General features: G+C 45.8%; 25 protein-coding genes and 1 other annotated feature. Of the genes, 21 read left to right on the top strand and 4 right to left on the bottom strand.

Annotated features, from left to right (window positions below; all coding sequences use genetic code 11):
- The first annotated feature begins 45 nt into the window (after positions 1-45).
- Positions 46-696 (top strand): ATP-dependent Clp endopeptidase proteolytic subunit ClpP, encoded by a 651-nt coding sequence (gene clpP, locus D6855_RS06070; protein WP_256372300.1) that lies wholly within the window; start codon positions 46-48, stop codon positions 694-696.
- A gap of 19 nt (positions 697-715) precedes the next feature.
- Positions 716-1,984: an ATP-dependent Clp protease ATP-binding subunit ClpX gene (clpX, locus tag D6855_RS06065; protein ID WP_120739068.1), complete on the top strand. Its 1,269-nt coding sequence runs from the start codon at positions 716-718 to the stop codon at positions 1,982-1,984.
- A 43-nt stretch (positions 1,985-2,027) separates the two neighbouring features.
- On the opposite strand, the gene D6855_RS06060 is transcribed toward clpX, so the two are convergent.
- Positions 2,028-2,510 carry a hypothetical protein gene (locus tag D6855_RS06060; RefSeq protein ID WP_120739066.1) on the bottom strand — a complete coding sequence of 161 codons (483 nt, stop codon included), beginning with the start codon at positions 2,508-2,510 and terminating at the stop codon, positions 2,028-2,030.
- 39 nt (positions 2,511-2,549) lie between these two features.
- Positions 2,550-3,167 carry a ribosome biogenesis GTP-binding protein YihA/YsxC gene (gene yihA, locus D6855_RS06055; RefSeq protein WP_243111817.1) on the bottom strand — a complete coding sequence of 206 codons (618 nt, stop codon included), beginning with the start codon at positions 3,165-3,167 and terminating at the stop codon, positions 2,550-2,552.
- A 117-nt stretch (positions 3,168-3,284) separates the two neighbouring features.
- On the opposite strand from yihA, the gene D6855_RS06050 reads away from it, so the two are divergent.
- The 8 genes from D6855_RS06050 to D6855_RS06010 all read left to right on the top strand — a co-directional run bounded on the left by D6855_RS06050 (position 3,285) and on the right by D6855_RS06010 (position 11,198).
- Positions 3,285-3,899, top strand: coding sequence for an HdeD family acid-resistance protein (locus tag D6855_RS06050; RefSeq protein ID WP_120739062.1), 615 nt, complete (start codon positions 3,285-3,287; stop codon positions 3,897-3,899).
- A 40-nt stretch (positions 3,900-3,939) separates the two neighbouring features.
- Positions 3,940-4,182: a binding site (T-box leader), on the top strand.
- Positions 4,183-4,272: 90 nt separating this feature from the next.
- Positions 4,273-4,830 carry a hypothetical protein gene (locus D6855_RS06040; protein ID WP_120739058.1) on the top strand — a complete coding sequence of 186 codons (558 nt, stop codon included), beginning with the start codon at positions 4,273-4,275 and terminating at the stop codon, positions 4,828-4,830.
- Positions 4,827-5,666, top strand: coding sequence for an energy-coupling factor ABC transporter ATP-binding protein (locus tag D6855_RS06035; RefSeq protein ID WP_120739056.1), 840 nt, complete (start codon positions 4,827-4,829; stop codon positions 5,664-5,666). Before D6855_RS06040 ends, D6855_RS06035 begins: the two co-directional genes overlap by 4 nt.
- Positions 5,663-6,481: an energy-coupling factor ABC transporter ATP-binding protein gene (locus D6855_RS06030; RefSeq protein ID WP_120739054.1), complete on the top strand. Its 819-nt coding sequence runs from the start codon at positions 5,663-5,665 to the stop codon at positions 6,479-6,481. Before D6855_RS06035 ends, D6855_RS06030 begins: the two co-directional genes overlap by 4 nt.
- Positions 6,478-7,242 (top strand): energy-coupling factor transporter transmembrane component T family protein, encoded by a 765-nt coding sequence (locus D6855_RS06025; protein ID WP_120739052.1) that lies wholly within the window; start codon positions 6,478-6,480, stop codon positions 7,240-7,242. The genes D6855_RS06030 and D6855_RS06025 overlap by 4 nt, the downstream gene beginning before the upstream one ends.
- Positions 7,243-7,278: 36 nt before the next feature.
- The gene (gene larA / locus D6855_RS06020) at positions 7,279-8,559 is read left to right on the top strand and encodes a nickel-dependent lactate racemase (protein WP_120739050.1); all 1,281 of its coding nucleotides are present in this window, start codon (positions 7,279-7,281) and stop codon (positions 8,557-8,559) included.
- Positions 8,560-8,653: 94 nt separating this feature from the next.
- Positions 8,654-9,814 carry an aromatic amino acid transport family protein gene (locus D6855_RS06015; RefSeq protein WP_158589480.1) on the top strand — a complete coding sequence of 387 codons (1,161 nt, stop codon included), beginning with the start codon at positions 8,654-8,656 and terminating at the stop codon, positions 9,812-9,814.
- 46 nt (positions 9,815-9,860) lie between these two features.
- Positions 9,861-11,198 (top strand): B12-binding domain-containing radical SAM protein, encoded by a 1,338-nt coding sequence (locus D6855_RS06010; RefSeq protein ID WP_120739046.1) that lies wholly within the window; start codon positions 9,861-9,863, stop codon positions 11,196-11,198.
- Between the two features lie 25 nt (positions 11,199-11,223).
- Here the strand turns inward: D6855_RS06010 and D6855_RS06005 are convergent, their stop codons facing one another.
- Positions 11,224-12,126: a helix-turn-helix domain-containing protein gene (locus D6855_RS06005; RefSeq protein ID WP_120739045.1), complete on the bottom strand. Its 903-nt coding sequence runs from the start codon at positions 12,124-12,126 to the stop codon at positions 11,224-11,226.
- A gap of 148 nt (positions 12,127-12,274) precedes the next feature.
- Between D6855_RS06005 and D6855_RS06000 the strand changes: the two genes are divergently transcribed.
- The 10 genes from D6855_RS06000 to D6855_RS05955 all read left to right on the top strand — a co-directional run bounded on the left by D6855_RS06000 (position 12,275) and on the right by D6855_RS05955 (position 22,263).
- Positions 12,275-13,225, top strand: a complete 951-nt coding sequence (locus D6855_RS06000; RefSeq protein WP_243111816.1) for an ABC transporter ATP-binding protein — start codon at positions 12,275-12,277, stop codon at positions 13,223-13,225.
- Entirely contained in the window at positions 13,222-14,025 is an 804-nt protein-coding gene (locus D6855_RS05995; protein WP_120739043.1) for an ABC transporter permease, read from the top strand. The genes D6855_RS06000 and D6855_RS05995 overlap by 4 nt, the downstream gene beginning before the upstream one ends.
- Before the next feature lie 5 nt (positions 14,026-14,030).
- Positions 14,031-14,855, top strand: coding sequence for an ABC transporter permease (locus tag D6855_RS05990; RefSeq protein ID WP_243111815.1), 825 nt, complete (start codon positions 14,031-14,033; stop codon positions 14,853-14,855).
- A gap of 105 nt (positions 14,856-14,960) precedes the next feature.
- A complete protein-coding gene (locus tag D6855_RS05985; RefSeq protein WP_120739041.1) occupies positions 14,961-15,590 on the top strand; it encodes a helix-turn-helix domain-containing protein in 630 nt (209 codons plus the stop codon).
- Between the two features lie 4 nt (positions 15,591-15,594).
- A complete protein-coding gene (locus D6855_RS05980) occupies positions 15,595-15,813 on the top strand; it encodes a hypothetical protein (RefSeq protein WP_120739039.1) in 219 nt (72 codons plus the stop codon).
- A gap of 84 nt (positions 15,814-15,897) precedes the next feature.
- On the top strand, positions 15,898-17,187 hold the full coding sequence (locus D6855_RS05975; RefSeq protein WP_199712405.1) for a B12-binding domain-containing radical SAM protein: 1,290 nt from the start codon (positions 15,898-15,900) through the stop codon (positions 17,185-17,187).
- A 10-nt stretch (positions 17,188-17,197) separates the two neighbouring features.
- Complete coding sequence (locus D6855_RS05970) at positions 17,198-18,502, top strand: B12-binding domain-containing radical SAM protein (protein ID WP_120739037.1); 1,305 nt, start codon at positions 17,198-17,200, stop codon at positions 18,500-18,502.
- On the top strand, positions 18,499-19,890 hold the full coding sequence (locus D6855_RS05965) for a B12-binding domain-containing radical SAM protein (RefSeq protein ID WP_120739035.1): 1,392 nt from the start codon (positions 18,499-18,501) through the stop codon (positions 19,888-19,890). Before D6855_RS05970 ends, D6855_RS05965 begins: the two co-directional genes overlap by 4 nt.
- Positions 19,856-21,196 (top strand): B12-binding domain-containing radical SAM protein, encoded by a 1,341-nt coding sequence (locus D6855_RS05960; RefSeq protein ID WP_158589479.1) that lies wholly within the window; start codon positions 19,856-19,858, stop codon positions 21,194-21,196. The genes D6855_RS05965 and D6855_RS05960 overlap by 35 nt, the downstream gene beginning before the upstream one ends.
- Entirely contained in the window at positions 21,193-22,263 is a 1,071-nt protein-coding gene (locus tag D6855_RS05955) for a hypothetical protein (protein ID WP_120739031.1), read from the top strand. The genes D6855_RS05960 and D6855_RS05955 overlap by 4 nt, the downstream gene beginning before the upstream one ends.
- Positions 22,264-22,301: 38 nt before the next feature.
- Here the strand turns inward: D6855_RS05955 and D6855_RS05950 are convergent, their stop codons facing one another.
- Positions 22,302-24,206, bottom strand: a complete 1,905-nt coding sequence (locus D6855_RS05950; protein WP_120739029.1) for a diguanylate cyclase — start codon at positions 24,204-24,206, stop codon at positions 22,302-22,304.
- 160 nt (positions 24,207-24,366) lie between these two features.
- Here D6855_RS05950 and clpB point away from each other — a divergent pair, with 160 nt between their 5' ends.
- Entirely contained in the window at positions 24,367-26,961 is a 2,595-nt protein-coding gene (gene clpB / locus D6855_RS05945; protein WP_120739027.1) for an ATP-dependent chaperone ClpB, read from the top strand.
- Positions 26,962-26,976: the final 15 nt, after the last annotated feature.

The raw sequence follows: 26,976 nt of genomic DNA, 5'->3' as shown, positions 1-26,976 counted from the left end.
TGCGCATTTGGCTTTATAATATAAGGTGGTTGCGTGTATTTTGTGGTGGAAAAGTGGTACACACATACTAATTCTAGAAGGAGTAACAAAAATATGAGTTTAATACCTTACGTCATTGAACAGACCAGCCGTGGAGAGAGATCTTATGATATCTATTCCAGACTGTTAAAAGAGAGAATCGTATTCCTTGGAGAGGAAGTTAATTCTACATCAGCAAGTATCGTTGTAGCACAGCTCCTTTTCCTTGAGGCAGAAGATCCTAACAAGGATATCCATATGTACATCAACAGCCCAGGAGGTGAGATCACTTCCGGAATGGCTATTTATGACACAATGAACTACATCAAGTGTGATGTAAGCACAATCTGCATTGGTATGGCAGCAAGCATGGGAGCATTCCTTCTTGCTGGAGGTGCTAAGGGCAAGAGAATGGCTCTTCCTAACGCAGAGATCATGATCCATCAGCCACTTGGCGGAACACAGGGTCAGGCAACTGAGATTGAGATTGCTGCTAAGCACATCCTGAAGACCAAAGAGAAACTGAACAGAATGCTTGCTGAGAACACAGGTAAGCCTTATGAGCAGGTAGTTCAGGATACAGAGCGTGACAACTGGATGAGCGCACAGGAAGCTCTTGATTATGGCCTTATCGATTCAATCGTTGAGAATCGTCCAAGAGAGAAAGAAGATAAATAATTAGTTTTAAGGAGAAAAGATGGCAAAGAATTCCGGAGAGATCAGGTGCTCTTTTTGTAACAAGACACAGGATCAGGTTAAAAAACTTATAGCAGGTCCGGCAGGCGTATATATCTGCGACGAGTGCGTTGATATCTGCGCTGACATCATTGAGGAAGAGTTTGAGGACGAGCCAGTCGAGGCTAAGGGCCAGGAGATCAATCTTCTTAAGCCCGTTGAGATCAGAAACTTCCTTGATGAGTATGTCATTGGTCAGGAAGAAGCCAAGAAGGTACTGGCTGTGTCTGTTTACAACCATTACAAGAGAGTGCTTGCTCCAAAGAGCGATGACAAGTCTGATGTAGAGCTTCAGAAGTCCAACATCATCATGATCGGACCTACAGGTTCTGGTAAGACATATCTTGCCCAGACTCTTGCTAAGATCATCAATGTTCCTTTCGCTATTGCAGATGCCACAACTCTTACAGAGGCCGGCTATGTAGGTGAGGACGTTGAGAACATTCTTTTAAAGCTCATTCAGAATGCTGACTATGATATAGAGAGAGCTCAGTACGGTATTGTCTACATCGATGAGATCGACAAGATCACTAAAAAGAGCGAGAACGTTTCAATCACCCGTGACGTATCAGGTGAGGGTGTTCAGCAGGCGCTCCTTAAGATCGTCGAGGGAACTGTAGCATCTGTTCCACCTCAGGGCGGAAGAAAGCATCCACATCAGGAGCTTATCCAGATCGATACCAGCAATATTCTCTTTATCTGCGGCGGTGCTTTTGATGGTCTTGATAAGATCGTTGAGGCAAGACTTGACCGCAACTCAATCGGATTTAACGCAGAGATTGCAGACAAGTCCGAGAGAGAGATCGGAGAAGTTCTTAAAGAGGTTACACCTCAGGATCTCGTTAAGTTCGGACTTATCCCAGAGTTTGTAGGTCGTGTGCCTATCACAGTAACACTGGAAGGTCTGTCCAAAGAGGCTCTGGTTCGTATCCTTACAGAACCAAGGAACGCTCTGGTTAAGCAGTACCAGAAGCTCTTTGATTTCGATGATGTTAAGCTTACATTTGAGGATGAGGCTGTTGATAAGATCGCAGCCATGGCATATGAGAGAGAGACTGGTGCCAGAGGTCTTCGCTCCATAATGGAGAAGGCTATGATGGATGTAATGTACCAGATCCCATCAGACGAAACCATCAGCGAGTGCGTCATCACAGATGCCTCAGTTGAGGGAACCAGCCAGCCACTTATCGTAAGAGAAAAAGAGCAGAAGAAATTAAAACCTGCAAAATAATGAGCAAGTTAAAGGGCTGTGGAGTGATCCACAGCCCTGTTTTTTATTTGCCTAAAGCTTTATTTGGTTTGTTGTAGCCCTTTAAGGATACTGCCTGGGCGTATTCGTTATAGGCGCCTCTGTTTGAAAAGCACATTGATTTATTCTCAGGACCTGAAAGAGTTACTCTTACGACATCTGTATTTAGCTCGTCGATTCTCATGTTCCAGGTCTCTTCGTGGCATTCAAATTCAAGATTTAGAGACCTTACTGGATCTTCATCTGAAGGATCCACCTTGCCATGGGCCTTTGAAAGAATGGAGTAGATGGCTGGAAGGTTGTCGTCGTGGACCTTTACGTGGCCATCTGGTCCGTCCGCTACGCAGATATCTGATTCGTTGCAAAGGACGAATACATCTACCTTAAACTGTCTGATCCTGTAGGATTCCAATAAAAGAGAAGCTATAAATACTACAGCAGCCAGAAGCGCTACTATTACTCCTCCCAATATTATCCCCGTTTTGTTACTGTTCTTTACTTTTTTCATACTGTTTCCTTTCTGACTGACTGGTTGTCATGCTTTTTATTACTGCTCAGTTTCCCCTTCCTGAGCAGAGTCTCCTGAAAGGAGTTCATCCATGAAATCATAGATGTCATCGCGGCCTTCCTTGGAAAGAGCTGAGTAAGGGAAGATCCTTACATCATCAGGAAGACCAAGAGCCTGGCGAAGCATGTTAAGGTGCTTTTCATGCTGACTCTTTTTGATCTTGTCAGATTTGGTGGCGATGATCACAGGCTGGAAGCCCTGATGCACGATCCACTGATACATCTGAACGTCGTTGGCTGATGGCTCATGGCGGATATCGATAAGAAGGAATACCCTAAGGAGCTGTTTGGAAGTGTGAAGGTATCTCTCTACCATCTTGCCCCACTGTGCCTTGACCTTCTCTGGCACCCTTGCAAAGCCGTAGCCTGGAAGGTCCACCAGATAGAATTCATTGTTTATATTGTAGTAGTTGATGGTCTGGGTCTTACCTGGCTCCTGAGAAGTGCGGGCATAGTTCTTGCGGTTCATTATGCCATTTATCAGAGAGCTCTTTCCGACGTTACTCTTGCCGGCAAAAGCAAACTCAGGATGCTGGTTATCAGGCAGTGTACTGGTGATTCCACAGACCGTTTCAAGGTTTACATTTTTTATTACCATAGCTCTTTTCTCCATAAATTGATTGCATTTTAGTATACCATAAAAGCTCCATAAAGAAATCCACGATTGATTAATATTATGTTATCATTATAATGATAACTTTTGAGGAGGTTTACAATGATGGAAAGACTAAAATCTCTTAAATGGAATCATATCATAGAGGCGCTGATCATGATAGGTATTGGCGCTGTCTTGATCTTCTGGAGCAATGCAAGCCTTGTTATCATGGCAAGGGCGCTGGCTGTCCTTTTGATCCTTGCAGGAGCTGTAATGGTCATAAGTTATTTCATACATAAGGAAAAGACACTGGCCATGTCCGGAGGCTTTGCTCTCGGAGTTGTAGTTGCTGCCATCGGCGTCTGGATATTCCTTAAGCCGGACACTTTCACAGACCTTATTCCAAAGCTCTTTGGAGTGTTCATTTTCCTTAGCGGACTTATGAATCTGTGGCAGACAATCTCACTTATCCGTTATAAATACGCATATTGGTGGATATCGCTTATTTTGGCGATCATCACTGTGGGGCTTGGAGCATTTCTTTTGTTCTATCCATCTGTGGCAAAAGAGCTACTGATAAAGTTAATTGGTGGGTTCCTTCTCTACGATGGCATCTCAAACCTGTGGACTATCTCAAGACTTGGCAAACTTGAGAGAGCAGCAAAGCAGGCGCTTCGCGATGCAGAAGCAGTAGATACCAAGGGGGAGATCGTAGGGGATAGCGCAGAAAAATAAAAATAAGGTTGACATCTTTTGGACTTTATTGCTACAATGTGTTAAACCTAAGAGAAAGAAGAGTACTTCGTTTATGAAACTCACAGAGAGTGCCCGGTGGTGAGAGGGCGCAGCGGATGGATGAAGGAATGGGCTTTTGAGGGCGAAGCAAAATGGTCTGACCAGAGTAGTATTCGACGGGAACTCCCGTTACAGAGTCGAGGAAGTGATAGCTTTCTCATGAGAGATCGGATTTTTCCGATAAACAAGGTGGCACCGCAGGATTATAACTCCTGTCCTTGTATGAAACTCATACAGGGACAGGATTTTTTATTACAAAAATCTTCCCTGTGTAAAACATTATGGTGGCCATATATGGCAAGGAGGATTTAAAATGGACGTACAGAGCACAAAGAGAGAAGTATTAGTTGAGGAAAAGAAAGGTCTTGCTAACACCAGGAACCTGATCCTTGTAGGAGTTATGATGGCAGTGGGCATCGTTCTTAGAATGTTCGCTGGAGTTATTGCCCTTGGCAACATGCATCCTAACTTCCTTATCGCAACATATTGTCTGGCTATTTTCATCATTAAGCCAAACCTTAAAGAGGCTGCAGCCATCGGTCTTATTTCAGGTGCTATCTCACAGATTGGCACATCAATGCCATGGCTTGGACTTGGCTCTGAGACACTTGGAGCAATCGCTATGTGCCTTCTTATCAGACTTGCACTTCCTAAGTACATCAAGCCTGTAGTATGCACATTCTTTGCAACACTTATCTCAGGCTTCGCATTCATCGGTCTTGCAGCACTTACCTATGCTAAGCCAATGCCAGGCGCACAGTTTGTAAGCATGGCAATCGTTACTGTAGTAACTGCACTTCTCAACATGGTTATCGTTACAGTACTTAGCATTCCTGTTAATAAAGTTATGGGGAATAAAGAAACAGAATGATCTCAGTTAAAGATTTAGGATTTGTATATCAGAATAGTAAGACAGCTGCCCTTGATGGCATAAACATTGAGATTGAAGATGGAGACTTCGTAGGAATTACCGGCACTTCTGGTGCCGGTAAAACTACGTTTACTTTTGCATTAAACGGTATCATCCCTCAGAAGATAAAAGGGGATTTCTACGGTGCTGTCACAATTAACGGCAAGGACACAGCAGAGCATCACGCAGAAGAGTTTGCAAGGACCGTTGGTGAGGTTTTCCAGGACATTGACTCACAGATGGTTGCTTCTGTAGTTGAGGATGAGATCCTTTTTGGCCTTGAGAACTTTGGCGTACCTCATGAAGAGATTGAGGAGCGTGTGGACAGAGTTCTTAAGGAGCTTGGAATAGAGGACCTTCGTGATAGAGAGATTTCAAGCCTCTCCGGCGGACAAAAGCAGAAGGTCGCAATAGCATCAATGCTGGCCCTGGAGCCAGAAGTTATAGTACTTGATGAGCCCACAGGAGAACTGGACCCTGAGAGCAGCCGCGAGATCTTCAGGATCTTAACAAGGCTTAACAGGGAGAAGGGCATCACAGTAGTCATAGTCGAGCAAAAGATCATGCTCCTTTGCGAGTATGTTAAACATATGATGGTTTTGGACAAGGGCCATATCGCCTTCTATGGAACACCAAGGGATATGGTTTCTTCTATTGAAACCTTTAAGGAACTTGGCATCAACGTACCACGTGTTACAGAGCTCTCCGCAGGACTTATCAGGGAAAAGATATATGACGGAGAAGTTACTCTTACGGTGGACGATGCTGAAAAAATGGTCAGGAGGATACTTGGATGATACGTTTTGAAAATGTGACATTCGGATACTCCGAAAAAAGACCAATTTTAGATGACCTTACCTTCCACATTGAGAAGGGAGATTTCGTAGCACTTATCGGCGCCAATGGAGCAGGAAAGAGCACCATCAGCCGCCTTACAAACGGACTTTTACATCCAACCAGGGGTCACGTATATTTAAATGGCAAGGATACGTTAAAAACTCCTTCCAGCGCTCTTGCAAGGGACTGTGGATTTCTTTTCCAGAATCCTGATCGTCAGATCTGCGAGAACACAGTTAAGGATGAGATAGCATTTTCCATGAAGGCCCAGGGGTGGCCAACCGATGAGATAGAGGGAAGAGTAGATAGGATCATTAAGACCTTCGACCTTGACCCTGAGTGGTTCCCATTTTCAAGGAGCCGCGGTGAGCGCCAGAGAATAGCTCTTGCCAGCGTACTTGTGTGTGAGCCAGGACTCTTGATCCTGGATGAGCCCACAACAGGTCTTGATTACCTTGAGTGTATCAGGATCATGGATTATGTGACCCGCCTCAACAAGGAGAAGGGCACAACCATTCTCATGGTCAGCCATGATATGGAGCTGGTTCAGTCCTATGCAAGGAACGTCCTTGTACTCAACCATGGCAAGATTCTTGGACAGGGACCTACCAACGAGATCATGAAGAACATGGATGTCCTTAAAAAGGCGAGAGTCCTTCCAGCTCAGATCCCGGAGCTTGCTCTTCGATTTGGTGATGAGTTTAAGGATGTATTTACAGTAGAAGAGATGCTTGATGCCCTTCGTGCTAAAGCGGGGAAGGGAGGTGCACTATGAACCTGTTAAATTACGTTCCAGGTGACAGCTTCCTCCATAGGTTAAATCCTGTGACCAAGCTTCTTGCAGCTTTCCTTTATGGTATTGCAGCAATTATCTGCAACAACGTTTTTGCAGAGATTGGATTTATCGTACTTATGATCCTTATATCAGCAACAGCTGGCATTGCGAAAAGAGCTCTTTTCCTGACCAGAAACCTGATGCTGCTGGGACTTATCATGTTCGTGATACAGCTCTTTTTCGTAAGAACAGGAGATCCTCTTTGCGTGATCGGCGGATTTGTGCTGTTCACAACAGGGGGACTTAAGAGCGCACTTTTGCTGTCCCTAAGAGTTATTGCAGCGATGCTTCCACTTATGCTCCTGTTTGCAATTACCCAGATGAATGACCTGTGCAATGCCCTTGTTAAGAGGGTTCATCTGCCCTACAGGTATGCGTTTATTGTTACTACGGCATTTAGATTTGTACCGATCTTTGCTACAGAGTTCCACGACATCCAGGATGCCCAGAAGGCAAGGGGTGTGGACTTTGATACTAAAAACATTTTCAGGAAGTTACAGCTCATTGCGCCGCTGTGCGTGCCGCTTCTGGTATCCAGCCTAAAGAAGGTAGATGTTTCTGCCATGTCAGCTGAGATGCGAGGCTTTGAGCTAAGGGGCTACAAGAGCGGATACAAGGAGTATCCATTTGGCGCAAGGGACCTTATTACAGTCCTTGTGCTGATAGGGCTTATTGTGGTGACAGCTCTTTTCCTTAAGTGAGCTATGGCCCTTAGATTTGTTTGAAAAGAGGCAGTTATGGATTATACAGCTAAGATGAAATATGGAACCGAGACGGTGGAGATAGAGGTTAAGGGCGCTAAGTCTGTGGAGGTGTTAAATCCCGATGCGATGCCTGAGATCGAGGACGTAGCAGAGGCTTTCAGGGCCTGCGTGGAAGAGGGAGCTATTGGCTCTGCGCCGCTTAAGGATAAGGTAAGCGCTTCTGACCAGGTAACCATCGTTGTATCTGACATCACAAGGAGCTGGATGCATCAGGGTGATATCTTAACTCTCCTTGGTCATTACCTTCACGACGAGATGAAGGTACCCTTTGAGAACATCACAGTTCTCATTGCACTTGGTACCCACCGCAAGTCCTCTGAGCAGGAAAAAGAGATCATCGCCGGTTCATACATGTACTCAAATGTCACAGTAGTGGACCACGACTGCGACGGTGAGTGTACCTATGTTGGAACCACATCAAGGGGCACAGAAGTCAGGGTAAATCCTCTTATTGTTGGCCGCAAGGTCATTGTTGTTGGCGGAACTGTGCATCACATGATGGCTGGCTTTGGCGGCGGAAGAAAGAACATCCTGCCTGGAGTTGCTTCAAGGCAGACTGTAAGGCAGAACCACCAGAGGGCACTTGACCCAAATATTGCTCATTCTGACCCAAGAGTTGGATGTGCACTTTTGGAGAATAATCCTATTAACGAAGATATGAACGAGGCAGCAGCCCTTGTGGAGGTTGCTTATGGTATCAATATAGTTGTGGCTACAAGCGGCAAATTCAGCGGACTTTTTGGCGGAGATCTGTACGAAGCCTGGAAGGAGAGCTGCCTTTTCCAGAAGAAATGCTACGAGAAGTGGATCGACCACGAGGCTGATATCGTCATTGTATCCAGTGGCGGAGCCCCCAAGGACATGAACCTGTATCAGGGATGCAAGGGCATGATGAACGGTATGCGCGCCATGAAAGAGGGAGGCCAGATGCTGTGGCTTTGTAAGTGCCCTGAGGGGTGCGGAGCGCCTGACTATACAGCGTGGCTTGAGCCTCTTAAGGAGGATCGCCTTGATAGCGCTCTTAGAGCAGACTTTACTATCGGCGGATTTATATTTTACCTGACTGTTGAGACCCTGAAAAAGGGCGAGTGCAGGATAATGACAACAATTGAGAATGACACCACAGGACCTATGGGAATGCAGGGTTATACAGATGCTACGGATTTCGTTAAGGGAATTGATTTTACTGATAAGACGGTTTACGTAATTCCCTATGGCGGCAGCGTTGTTCCTATGGTTCAGGGTGTTGACTAAGATTTTGAAGTGTATTTGGAAGGAGCTCACTTAAGTGGGCTCTTTTTCTGTGCTATTATTGTAGATAAGAATGCTTCTAATGGTGGATGAGGAAATGACAAAAGACAAGTCAGTTTTTACAGCGGCGGCGATAGTTGCAGGAAATGGCATAGGCAGTGGAGTTATGGCAATACCCTACTTTGTTAGCAGGGTGGGAGCCGTATCAGGTATCATTGCATTTGCTACTGCCTATGTGGTCAGCGTCCTGCTTCATCTGATGATCGCCCAGATCATGATAAATACTGGAGATACTGCAGACATCTTAAGTTCCTTTAATACATATCTGTTCAGGGGGCGTTTTAAGAACGTCTTCAAGATAGCTTTCTTTATCATCATGGCAGTGGTCCTGGTGACCAATCTTGCTGCCTATATCGCAGGAGCAACGGACATTCTTGCGGTATTTTTTCCTAATGTGCCACATATCATACTTGGAATAGTTTTCTACGGACTGGCAGCAGTGCTGGTTCTTCTTGGCCTTCGGGCTATCTCAATCGGTGAGAAGTACACGGTTTCAGCCATGGGAGTGATCCTTCTGGTGGCACTGTTTATCTCAATCAGGAACGTTAATCCAGACTTTTCATTTAGTGCTTTTGGGGCAAAAGAGCTATCAGCTGCCGGCGGTTTTGCAGCCACCTTCAGTATGATAATGTTCTCCTTTTCTGCCATATTTGCAGTGCCTCAGGCAATTGAAATATTAGATAGTGATGTTAAGAAAATAAGAAAGTCCATTTTCCTTGGATTTCTCATAAATATGGCAATATCAGTTGTGGTGACCGTCTGCGCCATCATCACCTCGGCGGAAGTTACCAAGGTAGCTATAGTTGGCTGGGCAGCAGCCGTTGGAGGAGTGATACAGGTTCTTGGTTCAGTGTTTATCCTGCTTGCCATGTTCACCTCCTACTGGTCAATTGGACTTGCTACAACCAACATGATATCCAGTGAGACCAAGAGGACCTTTGGCATAAGCTTTGCCCTTGCTACAATTCCGGCCCTGCTTCTTACATTTCTTTTACCTGGAGGCTTCCTTGAATACATGAAGATCGCCGGTGGAGCGGTAGCAGTTATCATATCCCTGATGCTGATACCAACCTATCTTATCTGCACTAAGGGCAGGGAGAAGACAGTTATAAGGCCTCTGGAGAGCAGCAAGGTAGCAGTTGTGTTTGTATTTGCGATGTACATTGTAATGGCTGTAGGATCGCTGATCTCGGTCTGAGACCTGGCAATAGGCAGCGTTTTAAATCTTATTAACAGGAGTAACCATGAGAGTAGCTCTTTTGTCCCCGGCTGGTGCCATGCACCGCTACAACGGGATGTTTCATAAAAATCTTCATTATGCACCCATCACCCTGGCGCTTCTTGCGGCCCTTATTCCTGATGAGGAAGTGGTTATCTACGACGAGACTGCAGAGCCTATCCCTCTTGACCTTGAGGCGGACGTTGTTGCCATAACAAGCATCACTGGAACGGCGGTGCGGTGCTACAAGTATGCGGACTACTTTAGAAGTCGCGGGATCAAGGTACTTATTGGCGGCGTTCATCCAACTCTTTTGCCAGAAGAAGCTAAAGAGCATGCGGACGCAGTTATGGTGGGCCTTGGAGATCGTACCTTCAAGCAGGCCATAGAGGATGCAAAAAAGGGAGAGCTTAAGGAGTTTTACCGGGACGAAGCTGGAGTGTGCCCATCTATTGCAGGCCGCCCTATTCCCCGCAAGGATCTTCTTAAAAAAGACAGATACATCACCTTAAACACCGTTGAGTGCGTAAGGGGATGCAACCATTCCTGCACCTTCTGCGCATATCCTGCAGCTTTTGGACAGCGCGTTTTAACCCGCCCTGTTGAGGATGTCATCGCAGAGATCAAGACCTTTAAGGGTAAGTTTGTAATATTTCCGGATGTTAACCTTATCGCAGATGTGAGCTATGCAAAAGAGCTGTTCACCGCCATGATACCGCTTAAGAAATGGTGGTTTGGCCTTACGACTACAGCAATTGGCCATAACGATGAGCTATTAAAGATATTTAAGAAGAGCGGCTGCAAGGGACTTTTACTTGGATTTGAGTCGGTTAATCAGGAGACCCAGACGGATATCAATAAGAATGTAAACAAGGTTAACGACTACAAGTGGCTTATGGACAAGCTCCACGACCACGGAATTCTCGTAATGGGATGCTTTGCCTTTGGAAGCGATGAGGATGGCAAGGATGTCTTTGACAGGACTTCCCAGCTGTGCCTTGATTCCATGATCGACCTTCCGAGGTTCTCCATAATAACTCCGTTTCCTGGAACACCTTTCTATACCGAGCTTGAAAAGGAGGGCAGGATAACTGAGAGAAACTGGGCGCTGTATGATGTTGAGCATGTGGTGTACAGGCCCAAACAGATGACCAAGGAGGAACTTCTTGAAGGAATCGACAGAGCCTGGAAGACCTGTTATTCCTGGAAGGCTATATTCAAGAGATTTGATTTCAGGCGCATCAAGCGCTGGGCATTTATCTATTTTATTGCGAACATTGGATACAGGCAGTATGCCAGAAAGTTTGAACAGTACGACGAGAGCGTCATGACGGATAATACAGATATCCCGGATGTAAATTAAACATCCGGGATTTTTCTTTGATTTATTATGTGGTGGACATGGTCTTTTTGTATTCACGGGGAGACAGCAGATAAAACTTTTTGAAGGTCTCAGCCATGTAGCTGGCATTGGAAAAGCCCGTCTGCTCCGCAATCTCCGACATGGACATATTTCCTGACTGAAGAAGGTCTGCAACCTTTCTGGTGCGGTAGTGCATGATGTACTCGATGGGGGTCATCTGGGTGTATTTGTTGAAGATAGAGTTGCACAGAGACTTGCTTATTCCCCCAGCTGATGCCACTTCATTCAGTGTGATGTTCTTCATGTAGTTCTTGTCAACGTAGTTCATCATGGCTCTTAGAACATCGTTGTGAAGGTCCTGATTTACTATGTTGTCCTGAAGGAACTGACCTGACTCGTTGACACGGTTTAGGATGATCTCCCAGATTTCAAAAAAGGTCTTGGTGATAAGGAACTCATTTCCCATGTCTTTGCGATAAAGCTCAAACATCAGATCCTGTAGATCAGCTGCGTCCCTGTCTCCATTGTGGAAATGGATGTAAGGGACTTTTTTATTGCTGGTAACAGGCATAATAGCCTTAGATTCCACCGCAAAGTTTGAGCTTAAGATCCTTGGGTGAAGGACAGCTATGATGTAGCGCCCTTCCCTTGGAGGTACAGCATAGGAGTAGTGAAGCTGATCAGAATTTACAAAAATAGTATCTCCTCTTTCCAGGAAAATATTGTTACCATTTACAGAATATCCCATACAGGAGGAGTGAACACTAAGGAGCTCAATGTCCTTGTGAAAGTGTGGAACCTTCTCCCAGGTACAGCCGCTATATACGTATCCATCGTAGATGTAGGATGGAAAAGAGGGGTCATCGTAGTTGATAATTTCGGATCCATCTTCATTTGTTCTTACAAGTCCTTTGTATTCAGGTATCACAATATTCCACCTCCAATGTAAGATTGTTATAAAAACAAGTAATTTTACTGGTATTTTTTAGTTTTAAAAAGAGTATAATCCCTATTATACAAATTTACAACATTTTTTGACGAAAAATCGGATGTCAAAAAGAGGGGAGGCATACATTATGAAAAATGAAAAAGAGTACGCCATTGTAATGAACGGTGTAGCCAAGGAGTTTAAGGTGCTTAACCGCCGCGAGGGACTTATGGGAAGTATCCGTGATCTCTTTTCCCGTGATTACAGAACTGTAACTGCTGTTGATGACATCTCCATCAAGATCCCAAAGGGGCAGATCGTCGGATACCTTGGTCCAAACGGAGCAGGTAAGTCCACCACCATTAAGATGATGACGGGAGTCCTTGAGCCAAGCCGCGGAGAGCTTATAGTAAACGGATGCGTTCCTTACAAGAACCGCACAAGAAATGCTGAGAAGATCGGTGTTGTATTTGGACAGAGAAGCCAGCTGTGGTGGTCACTGCCACTTATTGAATCTTTTAAATTGTTAAAAGAGATATACCTTATCCCTGATGATGAGTACAACGAGATGATGGAGTTGTACACGAGCCTTGTGGACCTTGAGCCCCTTCTTCACAAGACAGTACGTCAGATGTCTCTTGGGCAGAGAACACTTAGCGATATCCTTGCAGCGTTCCTTCATAATCCCCAGATAGTATTCCTGGATGAGCCAACCATCGGCCTTGATGTCTCCATGAAGGCCAAGATCCGTGAGCTGATAAAAGAGCTGAACAGAAGGAAAAATACCACAGTAATCCTGACAACTCACGATATGGGAGATGTGGATGCACTGTGCGAGAGGATCGTCATCATAGACCACGGCAAGATGATCTATGACAACGATATGGAGCATCTTAAGACCTACTACGGATCCTACAGGACACTTAAGCTTCGCATGCCGGGAGATGTCTGGGAGGAAGAAGTTATCGATGAGTCCCAGACTGATGTCATGAGCGTTATCTCTGATTATCAGAAGAAGGGAAAGATACTGGATATCAAGCTTGAAGAGATCGCAACAGAAGAAGTCATCAAGAAAATATATGAAGGAGTAGCGGGATGAGAAAATACAGCGCACTTACCCGGGCTGGGATCATGCAGGAACTGCAATTCAGGCTCGGAACATTTGCAACTATCTTTGGAAATCTCATTTACCTCACCCTCATTTATAACCTGTGGAAGGCTATCTATGCTTCCGCAGGGACTGAGGTAGTAAATGGAATGACCTTTTCAGATACTATAATCTACCTGGTTCTGGCGACAGCTCTTTTCAATTTCCTTGAGATGTTCATCGTCTGGGATATGAGCAGGTCCATCCAGTCAGGTGCCATTGTGCTTGATCTGTTAAAGCCCCTTAAATACAGGCGCCTTAAGTTCTTCGAGTACTTTGGAAGGAATGTGATGACCTTTTTTACCACCTTCCTGCCTACATTTATCATCGTGTTCTTTATCACCAAAGGGGCAATAAAGATAGGCCTTAACATCATCTTCTTTATGATCTCGGTGGTTCTGGCGCTGATGGTGAACTTTTACATTGAAATGTTTGTGGCTACAATCTGCCTGCATACAGAATCAACCTGGGGCATCAACATAGTAAAAGAGAGCATCGTGCTGCTGTTTTCCGGAGCAACTATTCCGCTGGTGTTCTTCCCTGAGAAGTTCAGGATAGTGGTAGAGTGCATGCCCTTCAGGTGTATTTACGATACGCCTCTTAACATTCTGCTTCAGAAGCCTGGATACACCATGGACACAGGTCTGTGGACAATGCTGGGAATGCAGGTTGTGTGGTGCGCAGGGCTCTCTGTGGTATCTAGGATGTTCTGGGATATATCCGTTAAGAGAATTACAGTAAACGGAGGTTGATGAATATGAGTGAGACTATGGAACTAAGGGCAAAGAGGGGACTGGCATTTTACGCCCGTATCTATAGAAAGGTCCTGGCCCAGGACCTTAAGAGCAAGATGAGCTATCGCGCTGACTTTATCATTTCCACCTTCGGAATGATAATGACCAATGCGGTTGGGTTTATCTCTTTTTACATACTGTTTCAGAACTTTCCATCCATCAATGGATGGAACTACTATGAGATGTTGTTCTTCTACGGCTTTTCGCTTATTGCACTGACTCCCCTGCAGTGTCTTTTTGACAACAACTGGAGTCTTCGCTACGCCGTGGAATCTGGTGATTTTATCAAATACTGTTTCCGCCCCATAAACGTATTTTTCTACTTTATCTCTGAAGTGTTTGATGTAAAAGGCCTGGGGCAGCTGGCATTTGGGATCATGGTGCTGGTATATGCGTGGATCCACCTGGCTATTCCGGTAACTGTGATCACCATGGTGCAGCTTGTACTGCTGCTGATAACTGCATCCCTGTTCATGATAGCCATCATGAACTTTGCAGCAGCTACCTGCTTCTGGATCCAGAGGTCAGGTTATGTGATGGTTCTGATGTTCAGATTCAAGGACTATGCAAAATACCCGGCAAGTATCTTCGATGGGCTCTTTAAGATCATCTTTACTTTTGTGATACCGATTGCGTTTATCGCATATTATCCTGCATTGGTGATCTTAAGGCCTGACGAGATTCCGCTGCTGTCATACCTTTCACCAGCTCTTGGAATGCTGTTCTTTTATCTTAGCTACAAGTTCTGGATGCTGGGTGCCAGGAAGTACAACGGAACCGGGTCATAAGCGATAAGAAATAACACCCTTGGGCAAAATCCGTAATTGACGATATTTGCCCAAGGGTTTATAATATCCGTAATTAACGATATTGCAAATCGAAAGGCGGATGTTATGACCATAGGGCAGAGGATCTTCCATTTACTTGATGAAAAGAAAATGACGCAGAAGGAGTTTTCTGACAGGACGGGAATTGCGACCACTACTATAAGCGACTGGCGCAAGAAGAATACTAATCCAGGATCTGAGAAGATCATGGCTATCTGTGCTGCACTTGAGGTTACTCCAGAGTTTCTTTTGTCCGGTGTTACTGAGGATAGTGCTAGGGGCAATGATGTAGATTACATGGTTATCCCAAAGGGCACAGAAGAGAGAGCTCTGCTTGAAATGTTTAACGGAATGGATTTCGTTGAGCGTGCACATATGATGGAGTACGCCCAGAAGATTTCAGAAAAAAAGTCTAACTATCTTGAGACAGCGCATAAAAAGTCCATGGTTAAAATCGCGGAGTTCTGTGATGTGGAAGTCTTTATCGATTCAGAATTTGAAGGTGAGCCAGCAGTAGATATCAACTACATTGATGATGACGTCAGAGGTTCTATAGGAATATTTGATGGAATCATTCAGGGAGATTTTTCCAAGTATGTCAGGCCTGTAATTGACGCCTGGTATAAAGATAATAAAGAGGCACTTTTGTCTATCTGGAACAATAGAAAGATAAAGGCAATTCCAGCTTGGGAGTAATTTGATGGCTTGCAACGTTAGAAAAAAGATTTTGGGATACGAGATATGTGAATTTGACAAGGAAGGGACGCTGTTCTATTCCGACCCGATAGTAGTGATCCGTAAGGAACGCTTTACTGAAATATATAACCTTCAAAAGAAGGACCATGAGATTGGCGATGTGATATCTAGAGATGTCACGCGTAAGACAGTATATAGCTATATTGATGACAATTTTAGCTGAGTAAGAGCCTTGGAGCAGAGATGCTTCAAGGCTTTTTGTGTTATCATTAAGAGTGATAAGCGTTATTGAAATGGGAAGATAGTAATGAAGGTACTTTTAGTTTTGCCCTGGCACAGTACGGATATGAGTTACAGGAGCAGGTATTCGAGCCTGTTTACCTATCCGCCGCTGACCCTTGGCACTATAGCAGCCATAATTGAAAAACAGCAGCCCACCTGGGAGATCGAGGCACTGGATGAAATCTCAAGGAGGGTGGACTTTAGTAAAGAATATGACCTGGTGATGATCACCATAACTACGCCTACTGCCTGCAGGGGCTATGATATTGCTGATACGTTCAGGAAGAAGGGGACTTACGTATGTCTGGGTGGATATCACACGACTTACAATCCTGATGAAGCGAAGGCACATGCAGATACCGTGTTTGTGGGCCCGGGTGAGTATTCTATTCCTGAGTTTTTAATTGACTATTTGAACGGTAACGCTAAGCCCAAATATGAGGGTGGATGCGTTCTGGGAAAAGACATCCTGGCTCCCGACAGATCCAAGATATCCCATAAGAAATACCTCAAGTACCCGGCGGTTGTTGCGAACCCTGGATGTCCCAATCACTGCAGCTACTGCGTCATAAGTCAGATGTGGCGTGAGGCAGGAGCAAGACCCATCGAGGATGTAATAGCAGAGATAAAGAGCCTTAAGAGTAAGATTGTGATATTCTTTGACCCAAACTTTTTTGGAGACAGGGAGTACTCCATTAAGCTCATGAAGGAAGTAACTAAGCTCCATATACGCTGGGCTGGAAGTGCCACTGTGGATGTAGGATTTGACGAAGAGCTTTTGGAACTTGCCAAGGAGAGCGGATGTAACGGCCTTTTGGTTGGCCTGGAATCCTTAAATCAGGCTGCACTTATGGGAGTTCGTAAAGGCTTCAATAAAGCTGACAGATATAAAGAGGCCATAGAGAACATCAAGAACCATGGCATCATGGTAAATGGATGCTTCGTTCTTGGTATGGACCACGACACCAAAGAAGACCTGATGGACCTTCCAAGACAGGTGAACGAACTTGGCATTAACCTTGCAAGGTTCTCGATTCTCACTCCAATCCCAGGAACTGAGATGTACCAGAAGATGGATGAGGAGGGCAGGATCATCGACAAGAACTGGGCCAACTACACCCAGCACCAGGCGGTGTTTAAGCCTACAGGAATGACGCCACAGGAGCTTGAAGAGATCTACCGCTACGTCTGGAAGGAGACCTATTCCTACAGGAATATCTTTAAGCGTATCCGCAGGATAAAGAGCAAGGGCATATCCGCCAAGCTCATTGGTTTCGGCGCAAATCTTGGATTTAAATATCTGGGAATGGAGTAAGAGGCAGCAGGTGAAGATAGTTTTTATAAAAGTAAATATGATGTACAGCAAGGGGAAGGATGCGCTTAAGCCCCTTGTTTTTGCTGTGATAAAGAGCCTTACTCCGGATAGACATGATATAGTTTTTTACGATGAGAGAATAGAGAATCTGCCAGATACGCTTGATGCTGATGTGATCGCATTTTCTGTTGAGACCTTCGCAGCAAGGCACGCCTACGAGCTGGCGCAGAAATATAAAAGAGATAACAACCTGATCGTCATGGGTGGATTCCACCCTACAGCTCTTCCTGATGAAGCCCTTGAACACGCAGATATTGTCATGAAGGGAGATGCTGAGGAGACCTGGGGAGAGCTTATCTCAGACATTGAAAAGAGTGGTCTTAAGATCACAAAGCGCATCTATGAAGCGCAGAATTCCTGCACCATGACATATATAGATCCAAACAGTGACTGCTATGCAGGTAAAAAATATCTTCCCCTTGCCATGGTACAGGCTTCAAGGGGCTGTAAGTTTAAGTGTGACTTCTGCTCCATCAAGAGCCTCTATCCAGGCGGAGTGCGGCAGAAAGCCATTGACGATGTGGTCCGCGAAATAAGCGAGAGCAAAGAAAAGCTCCTCTTTTTCATAGATGACAATCTCTTCCTCGACGAAGAGAGCGCAAAAAAGCTGTTCGCCGCGATAAAGCCTTTAAAGAAAAAGTGGGCATGTCAGATAAGTCTTGAGATTGCCTTCAGAGATGAGCTCCTTGATCTCATGAAAGACTCAGGGTGCTTCATGGTGCTCATTGGATTTGAGTCGCTGAACGCAGATAACCTGACGCTGATGAAGAAGAGTGCCAACATGAAGGTCCGCTTTGAGGACGCCATCCGCAACATCTACCGCCATGGCATCATGATCTATGGCATGTTTGTCCTTGGCTATGACTACGACACTGCAGATTCCATCAGGGAGACCTACGAGTTTGCAGTTAAGAACAACCTGGCTATATCCAACTTCAATCCTCTTATGATCCTTCCTGGAACGCCTCTGTTTGACCGCATGAACGCTGATGGTCGCATGAGATTTGAGAAGTGGTGGCTTGACCCCGACTACAGATACGGAGATGCCATGTACTATCCAAAGTCCATGACCATAGAGGAACTTCGCGATGGCTGCAGGAATGCCAGATACAGCTTTAACACCTACAGGACTATCTTTAAGCGCCTGATAAGAGAGAAGGTCAATCATTCATCGCTCCTTAACATAGCGGTATTTCTTTTGATCAATCTTATCTCCAGAAGTGAAATACATAGAAAACAGGGAAAAGAACTATGAAGATAACCCTAATAAAACCAAACATTGGAAGGCGGGAGCACAGCCTCTACGTAGACAATGCCAGCATGGAGCCACTTCAGCTTGGCATCCTTGCAGGCCTCACCCCTCCTGATATAGAAGTTGTCATGTACGACGACAGACTTGAGCCCATACCATACAGCGAGCCCACGGACCTGGTGGCAATAACCGTCGAAACCTTCACTGCAAGAAGGTCCTACGAGATCGCAGACGAGTACAGAAACCGAGGCGTAAAGGTTCTGATGGGAGGCATCCACGTAAAACTCCTTCCGGAGGAAGTTAAGGAACACGCAGACTCCATAATGATAGGTGATGCGGAGAGCAAGTGGGCAGACATGATAGAGGACTTAAGGGTCGGTGCTCTTAAGCCAGAGTATATCTGCGAGAGTGTTGCCATCCCTCAAAAGGGCATAAAGACTAGGCGCGACATTTTTGAAGGCAAGAAGTACATGCCAATAACCCTTCTGCAGTTCTCAAGGGGCTGCCGCTTTAACTGCAAGTACTGCGCCAGCAGCGTATACTTCGAGCAGCACCACTACACCAGGGATGTTGACGAAGTTATAGATGAGATCAAACACCAGAAGAGAAAGCTCCTGTTCTTTGTTGACGACAACATTGTAGCCAACAAGGAGAAGGCAAAAGAGCTGTTTCGAGCCCTCATTCCACTTAAGATATGGTGGGTGAGTCAGGGCAGCATCGACATGCTGGACGATGAAGAGCTCATGAAGCTCATGGTAAAGAGCGGATGCCTTGGCCTTGTCATTGGCTTTGAATCCATAAAGCCTGAGAGCATCGACAACATGAAGAAGGGTGTAAACAAGAAGTTCGTAAATGACAATTATAAGGAAGCCATCGAGAAGCTCCGTCACTACGGCCTTCAGACCTGGGCAGCCTTCACCATCGGCCATGACACTGATACCTTAGAGTCCATCAGGGCTACTTACGAGTTTGCAAGGAGAAACAAGTTCACCTTTGCTGCATACAACGTCCTGATGCCATACCCCGGAACACCGCTCTATGACGAGCTCAAAGCCCAGGGAAGACTTCTTTACGATGGCAAATGGTGGGTTCACGAGCAGTACCGGTTTAACTACGCCGCCTTTATCCCTAAGAATATGACAGCGGATGAACTCTCGGAGGCAGGCTTTAACTGCAGGCGCGATTTCAACAGTCTTGGATCAGTCCTGTACCGCCTCTTTGAGCCCAGAACGAACCTGCGAAATCCAGTCCGCTTTTTTACATACCTTATCTACAATCCTGTGTTCCGCCGTGAGGTCTACGAGAAACAGGGCATGACCTTTGGCTGCCAGGAGAAAGATGAAGAGGAGAAACGAAATGAAGGTAACCCTGATCCTGCCGGCGATAGGTAAAAAGCCCGGCGAGAAATACCTTAAATCCTGGCTCATGGAGCCGCTCACCATAGCAGTCATCAGCTCACTGATCCCAAAGGAAGTGGACAGGGAGTTCTTTGACGACCGCATAGAGCCCATAAACTACGACACAGACACCGACGCAGTCCTCATCACAGTTGAGACCTACACCGCAAAGCGCGCGTACTACATTGCTGAGCAGTTCAGGAAGCGCGGGAAAAGAGTTATCATGGGAGGTTACCATGTGACCCTGTGTCCGGATGAAGCCGCACAGCACTGCGACGCCATCATGGTGAACAACTGCGGCGACAACATGAAGCTGCTCATTGAGGACCTTGAGAATAACAGCCTTAAGTCCTGCTATCAGGGTAAACCCTGCATCGATTACAAGAAGGCCGACCGCTCGGTATATAAGAGACAGCAAAAGAAATATCTGCCAGTTTCACTGGTTGAGACAGGCCGCGGCTGTTTCCATAACTGCGAGTTCTGCTCGATCGCGAAATACTACAACTCAGGCTATATCCACAGGGATGTTCAGGACATCGTTGAGGAGATGAAGTCCTGCAAACATAAGCTCTACTTCCTGGTGGACGACAGTATCTTTTCAGATAAAGAGTTTGCCAGAGAGTTGTTCAAAGAGATCAAAAAGCTCCACATTACCTGGACTACCCAGATAACCCTGGACATCGCAAGGGATGATGAGACTCTTCGCCTTATGAAGGAGAGTGGCTGCGAGATGGTACTCATTGGCTTTGAGTCCATCAACAGCGGTAACCTAAAGCAGATGAACAAGGAGTGGACAGCAAGGCTTGGTGAGAGGGATGAACTCATTGAGAAGATCCACAAGGCGGGGATCAGTATCTACGCATCTTTCGTGTTTGGCTTCGACGAGGATACAGAGGAGAGCTTTATAAGGACACTGGAGTTTTCCAAAAAGCACCAGTTCTTTGTAATAGCCTACAACCACCTTCTGGCATTTCCAGGGACTCCAACCTACAAGGCTTTTCAGGATGAGGGAAGGCTCATCTGTGACAAGTGGTGGCTTCAGGAAGGCTACACCTTTGGAACCATCTCTTTTGTCCCTAAGCTTGTGACAGCGGAGGAACTAAGAGCCCTTTGCAGGAAGTACAAAACGAAATTTTTTAAGTTTGGCTCAATCTTCCAGCGCGGTATCACCTGCTTTAAGCGCACCAAAAAGCTTTATATCAATTTCGCATACTGGTACATCAACATCCTGTTCCACTTCGAGGTGGACCAGAGGATTGGAATCCCTGTGGGAGAGAATCTGGAGGAACTTATAAAATGAGTATTCACTTTTCCTTTGCCACAAGGGAAGATGGCGATGGAATCCTAAAGATCATGGAGGGAGACGCAGCTAAAGGAGATATACAGCTTTTTTACACAAGGCGTCCAAACCCGGTAGATTCCATGCTTTTAGAGAGTGACAAAACTGTCATAGGCGTGTTCAAAAAGAATGACGATATTGTCGGAACTATAGCTGGAATCCCTAGAAAGATGTATATTGACGGGAAACCTCAGACAGTGTGCTATGTCACCAACATGAAAAAGCTGGAAGATTTCAAGGGGAATATCAACTGGATACAGGCTTTCAATGAGATGTATGATCCGCTGGATTCCTCCGTGTATTATTGCTCCGTGGTAAAAGAGAACACTGGTGTCCTTGCAATGCTCCAAAAGAAAAGACCCTGGCTTCCATATGCGGTTGATATGGATGGCTACAGGACCTATATAATCAGCACCACAGCTAAGGTTAAGAATCCCTGTGAAGACCTTAAGTTCAGACGTGCAGAGGATTCCGACGAGGTGGCACTTCTGCAGTTTCTTGAATCTCAGGCCAGGGAAAAGAGCTTCTTCCCAGTAATAGAGCGCTTTGGAAGCGGCGACCTTCCAAAAGTGACAGACTTTTACATTTTAACTGACGGAGATGTCATTATGGCGGCAGGAGCCCTCTGGGACCGCAGCGACATCAAGCAGTACGTGGTTCAGAGCTACTCAGGAAGAGTCGCAGCCCTGAGAGTACTAAATCCGCTGATCTCCAGACTTGGATACATCAGGATCCCCAAGGAGGGCAGCAGGGCTGACTTTACCTTCCTTTCATTTTTCCTGGCAAAGGGGGACAGGACTGACCTCTATGAGACTTTTCTTTTCCACATAAAAAAGGAAGTGGCAAAGACTCATCAGATGTTCGTTCTTGGAACCAATGAGCACAACCCAAAGCGTCAGGTCCTTGATAAGATCACATCCCTTAAGTTTGATACGGAGCTTGAAGAGGTGGTGATGTCAGAGTTTAGGGGCGCTAAGAAGATAGAGTTTGACTATAAGAATCTGGAAGTTGAATGTGCGCTGTTATAAAAATAAGAGCCTGGAGGATAGCCTCCAGGCTCGTTTCATTACTGGGTCATTCTGACTTTTCCTTTGGACTTTAACTTTTTGTCTTCGTACATCTTTTCATCTGCCTCAGACAAGAGCTTTTCCAAATTGAGCTTGTGATCGATAGGTGCGCAGGCGCTGCCAACACTGGCGGTTATGACATACTCTTTTTCCGTAATATCTTCTCTTGCAAGGAGCACGTTGTCCATGCGGCTTCTAAAGACATCAGGAGAAAGATCTATTGGATAATCAGTTATCAGCGCGCAGGCAAACTCATCGCCGCCATATCTTGCGCAGATTCCGTTTCTGTTGACGATGTGGTGAACGGCGCCAGCAACGCACTGGATGGCGAAGTCGCCCTCAGCGTGACCATAAAAGTCGTTTATGTATTTAAGCCCATCCATGTCGATGGAAAAGACGGTGAGATACCTGTCTCTGTTAAAAGGTATATTGATAAGGCGGTCTAGTTCGCTAAAGAACCCTCTTCTGTTGTAGATGCCAGTCAGATAATCAAGCACAGAGATCTGCTCGATCTCCTGACGCATATTGGCAAGGTCTCTGTTTACAACGGCGTTGTTGATAGCTGTAGAAAGAGTCATTCCAAGCTCTTCAAACCTTCTTATATCTCTGTTGGTGGTGTGTGGCGTTCCCTCAACGATATAGCCAAAAATGTGATTTCCTGAGTGCAGGAGCTTGACGATCATAACGCAGATATTGTTGCTCTCTACGATAGCGTCAAAATCAGGGAGAAATTCTTCTGCATCAAAGGACTCTCCAATATTTGTGCTGACGTTGTTCCTGAAACTGTACAGTGTGGTATATTCCTTGTTCCCGATGTCCGGGATCTCAGGCCTTAACAGGTCTGAATACACACAGCCAAACTGGAAGTCTCTCTCCCAGATCCACATGCTCTCTTTGATGACGCCAGGCAGATCCTTAAGGGATTCCAGATGAGCAGTCTGAGCAAACAGTTCATTGATGCTGGTAACAGCCCAGTTAACATCCTCATAGCTGTCAAAGAGGCCGGATACATCATCTGGTGATAAGGAATCCTGGGACCTTCTGCATCCGCAGGTATCCCTGAGTTTTAACTGGAAACTTATATCTGAGAAGCCCTCTGAATCAGGGTGACCTTCATTTTGTTTTATGATCTCCAAAAGTCTTCTGGCTTCACCCTTATAATCTGGCTCAACGGTGGTAACGGATGGCTTTTTAAAAAGACACTTCTTAATCCCGTCAAAGCCTGTAACAATGACATCTTCAGGAACCCTGAAGCCATGCTTTTGCAATTCGTCTGTAACTGCTATAGCCATGTTGTCGTTGGCGCAAACTATTGCCTCAGGAATATCGCCCGATTCGATAAATCTGTTTGCCACATCTCTTGCAGGTCTGTCCCAGAAATTGCCATAGCCAAGTCTCTTTTCCTCGAAGGGAATGCCCTTCTCTTCAAGGACCTGTTTGTAGGCTTCGATCCTCTCGTCAGAGAAATGATCGCCTTCAAACCCAGCGACCATGTTGATCTTGCGACAGCCATGGACATCTATCACATGTCGTACCATATCTGCAAAGCCGTCTTTATAGCGCATGGAAATATTTATGCATCCCTTTGTCTCTTTTTCCATGGCAATGATCGGAATGCCTTTCTTTTGACCGAGGGACATTATGGCTTTTATCAGGTATTCGTTCTTTATGAATTCAAGCTGCATGATGATAGCCGACAGATCCAGATGAGAGGCTATCTCTATAAGCTTCATCTCGCAGTTGTTTCTGTCCTGGTTCCAGAATGATGTCTCAGAAAAGCCGAAAACAAGCATGATGTAGCCATTTTCGCGACACCCTTCTTCCATCTCACGAATGAAATTGCTGTTCTTTTCTTCATCGATCATTCCGCCCATAAAGGCGATAAGTTTATTTTTGTTCGTCATATCGTTTCCCTCACAACTAAATTATAAAATCGAGGGGCGGTTGTAGCAAATTAAAAATGCATAAATATCGGATTTAAGCCGCTTAAGATTAATTATTAGCACTCTATTGACGAGAGTGCTAATTTGTGTTATGCATAAACTAGAACAGAGGTGATGTGTTATGAATATACAGAAATTTACCCAAAAATCTATAGAAGCAGTACAGAGCTGCGAAAAGATCGCAGTTGAATATGGCAATCAGGAGATCGAGCAGGAGCATCTCTTATATGCTCTTATGACGATTGATGACAGCCTTATCGCCAAGCTTGTGGAGCGCATGGGCGTTGATGCCAGATCTTTTGTAGGAAGGATTGAAGACGCTATAGCGAAGCGCACCAAGGTTTCCGGAGGTCAGCCATATATCGGAGCAGATCTTAACAAGGCTCTTCTCTCCGCTGAGGACGAGGCCAAGGCTCTTGGAGATTCCTATGTCTCCGTTGAGCACCTGTTTATGGCTGTTATCAAAAAGCCAAACAGGGAGGTCAAGAATATCCTTCAGGAATTTGGTATCGACAGGAACAGATTCCTTCAGGTTCTGTCTGAGGTTCGCGGCAACAGGAATGTCACAAGTGACAACCCTGAAGCAACCTATGATACCCTCAACAAATACGGAACTGAGCTGGTTGAGAAGGCTAAGCGCCAGAAGCTTGATCCTGTTATCGGAAGGGACACTGAGATCCGTAATGTCATCCGTATCCTCTCCCGTAAGTCCAAGAACAATCCGGTCCTTATCGGTGAGCCGGGTGTTGGTAAGACTGCGGTTGTAGAGGCTCTCGCCCAGCGAATTGCCAGTGGCGACGTGCCTTCAGCCCTCAAGGACAAGAAGATCTTTTCCCTTGATATGGGTGCTCTTGTGGCGGGTGCCAAGTACAGAGGCGAGTTCGAAGAGAGGCTCAAGGCTGTTCTTGAGGATGTAAAAGAGTCCGATGGCGAGATCATTCTTTTCATAGATGAGCTTCATCTTATTGTTGGCGCAGGTAAGACTGACGGCGCAATGGATGCAGGCAACATGCTTAAGCCCATGCTTGCCCGCGGCGAGCTTCACTGCATCGGTGCTACAACCCTCAATGAGTACAGGCAGTATATCGAGAAGGATGCAGCCCTTGAGAGACGTTTCCAGCCAGTAATGGTTGAGGAGCCTACAGTTGAAGATACCATCAGTATCCTTCGTGGTCTTAAGGAGAGATACGAGGTATTCCACGGCGTTAAGATCATGGACTCAGCCCTTGTAAGTGCAGCAGTTCTTTCAAACAGATACATTTCCGACAGGTTCCTTCCTGATAAGGCAATCGACCTGGTGGATGAAGCCTGTGCCCTTATCAAGACTGAGATGGATTCCATGCCAGCAGAGCTTGATGAGATGAACCGTAAGATCATGCAGATGCAGATAGAGGAGGCAGCTCTTAAGAAGGAGGATGATTCCCTCAGTAAAGAGCGTCTTGCCAACCTGCAAAAAGAGCTGGCTGAACTCCAGGAGCAGTTCGACACTCTTAAGGCCCAGTGGTCTAATGAGAAGCAGGCTGTTGATAAACTGGCAGCCATGCGTGAACAGATAGATACCATTAACTCTGAGATTGCTATTGCCCAGAGAAATGGTGATTATGAGAAGGCTGGAGAGCTTCAGTATGGCAAACTCCCTGCCCTCAAGAAACAGCTTGAAGAGGCTGAGGAAGAGGTCCGTGCAGGAGAAAAAGATACTGCCCTCGTCCATGAGAGGGTTTCAGACGAAGAGATTGCAGGCATCATCAGCAGATGGACTGGAATTCCTGTAAGCAAGCTCACTGAGAGCGAGAGAAATAAAACTCTTCATCTTGCTGACGAACTCCACCAGAGAGTCATTGGTCAGGAAGACGCTGTCACCAAGGTCTCAGAAGCTATCATGAGATCAAAGGCAGGAATCAAGGATCCAAGTAAGCCAATCGGTTCCTTCCTGTTCCTTGGACCAACTGGTGTTGGTAAGACAGAGCTGGCCAAGAGCCTTGCTCAGGCACTGTTTGACGATGAGAACAACATGGTCAGAATTGACATGAGTGAGTACATGGAGAAGTTCAGCGTCTCCAGACTCATCGGAGCGCCTCCCGGATATGTTGGCTATGAGGAGGGCGGACAGCTTACTGAGGCTGTAAGACGTAAACCATATGCGGTAGTTCTTTTTGATGAGATCGAGAAGGCTCACCCTGATGTATTTAACGTCCTTCTTCAGATCCTGGATGATGGCCGTGTTACTGACTCCCAGGGCAGAACTGTGGACTTTAAGAATACCATCCTTATCATGACATCCAACATCGGAGCCCAGTACCTCCTTGATGGAATCAGGGATGATGGCACCATTAGCAAGGATGCGGAAGATAACACCATGGATGATCTGAGAGCTCACTTCAGGCCTGAGTTCCTGAACCGTCTCGATGAGATCATCATGTTTAAGCCACTCACCAAGGACAATATCGGAAACATCGTTGGCCTTATTGTGGATGACCTTAACAAGAGACTTTCAGACAGAGAGATCAGCGTACAGCTCACAGATGCTGCACAGCAGTACATCATCGACAACGCCTACGATCCGATCTACGGCGCAAGACCACTTAAGAGATTTGTTCAGAAGTACGTCGAGACACTGTCAGCTAAGCTCATCCTTGAGGACAGAGTAAAACCTCACGACGCAATTGAGTTTGACGTTGAAGGCGGCGAGCTGGTAGCAAGACCAAAAGCAAAATAAGGTAAGCATAATGAA

Origin of the sequence: Butyrivibrio sp. CB08 (genome assembly GCF_003625485.1) — a bacterium.
Lineage (GTDB): Bacteria > Bacillota > Clostridia > Lachnospirales > Lachnospiraceae > Butyrivibrio.
Note: the sequence above shows the minus strand (reverse complement) of the source record. Positions and strands in the feature narration are given on the sequence as shown.

Excerpts from the sequence above, each read along its gene's own strand:
- clpX (WP_120739068.1), top strand. The coding sequence starts at position 716 with ATGGCAAAGAATTCCGGAGAGATCAGGTGCTCTTTTTGTAACAAGACA.
- D6855_RS06060 (WP_120739066.1), bottom strand. The coding sequence starts at position 2,510 with ATGAAAAAAGTAAAGAACAGTAACAAAACGGGGATAATATTGGGAGGA.
- yihA (WP_243111817.1), bottom strand. The coding sequence starts at position 3,167 with ATGGTAATAAAAAATGTAAACCTTGAAACGGTCTGTGGAATCACCAGT.
- D6855_RS06050 (WP_120739062.1), top strand. The coding sequence starts at position 3,285 with ATGATGGAAAGACTAAAATCTCTTAAATGGAATCATATCATAGAGGCG.
- D6855_RS06040 (WP_120739058.1), top strand. The coding sequence starts at position 4,273 with ATGGACGTACAGAGCACAAAGAGAGAAGTATTAGTTGAGGAAAAGAAA.
- D6855_RS06035 (WP_120739056.1), top strand. The coding sequence starts at position 4,827 with ATGATCTCAGTTAAAGATTTAGGATTTGTATATCAGAATAGTAAGACA.
- D6855_RS06030 (WP_120739054.1), top strand. The coding sequence starts at position 5,663 with ATGATACGTTTTGAAAATGTGACATTCGGATACTCCGAAAAAAGACCA.
- D6855_RS06025 (WP_120739052.1), top strand. The coding sequence starts at position 6,478 with ATGAACCTGTTAAATTACGTTCCAGGTGACAGCTTCCTCCATAGGTTA.
- larA (WP_120739050.1), top strand. The coding sequence starts at position 7,279 with ATGGATTATACAGCTAAGATGAAATATGGAACCGAGACGGTGGAGATA.
- D6855_RS06015 (WP_158589480.1), top strand. The coding sequence starts at position 8,654 with ATGACAAAAGACAAGTCAGTTTTTACAGCGGCGGCGATAGTTGCAGGA.
- D6855_RS06010 (WP_120739046.1), top strand. The coding sequence starts at position 9,861 with ATGAGAGTAGCTCTTTTGTCCCCGGCTGGTGCCATGCACCGCTACAAC.
- D6855_RS06000 (WP_243111816.1), top strand. The coding sequence starts at position 12,275 with ATGAAAAATGAAAAAGAGTACGCCATTGTAATGAACGGTGTAGCCAAG.
- D6855_RS05995 (WP_120739043.1), top strand. The coding sequence starts at position 13,222 with ATGAGAAAATACAGCGCACTTACCCGGGCTGGGATCATGCAGGAACTG.
- D6855_RS05990 (WP_243111815.1), top strand. The coding sequence starts at position 14,031 with ATGAGTGAGACTATGGAACTAAGGGCAAAGAGGGGACTGGCATTTTAC.
- D6855_RS05985 (WP_120739041.1), top strand. The coding sequence starts at position 14,961 with ATGACCATAGGGCAGAGGATCTTCCATTTACTTGATGAAAAGAAAATG.
- D6855_RS05980 (WP_120739039.1), top strand. The coding sequence starts at position 15,595 with ATGGCTTGCAACGTTAGAAAAAAGATTTTGGGATACGAGATATGTGAA.
- D6855_RS05975 (WP_199712405.1), top strand. The coding sequence starts at position 15,898 with ATGAAGGTACTTTTAGTTTTGCCCTGGCACAGTACGGATATGAGTTAC.
- D6855_RS05965 (WP_120739035.1), top strand. The coding sequence starts at position 18,499 with ATGAAGATAACCCTAATAAAACCAAACATTGGAAGGCGGGAGCACAGC.
- D6855_RS05960 (WP_158589479.1), top strand. The coding sequence starts at position 19,856 with ATGAAGGTAACCCTGATCCTGCCGGCGATAGGTAAAAAGCCCGGCGAG.
- D6855_RS05955 (WP_120739031.1), top strand. The coding sequence starts at position 21,193 with ATGAGTATTCACTTTTCCTTTGCCACAAGGGAAGATGGCGATGGAATC.
- D6855_RS05950 (WP_120739029.1), bottom strand. The coding sequence starts at position 24,206 with ATGACGAACAAAAATAAACTTATCGCCTTTATGGGCGGAATGATCGAT.
- clpB (WP_120739027.1), top strand. The coding sequence starts at position 24,367 with ATGAATATACAGAAATTTACCCAAAAATCTATAGAAGCAGTACAGAGC.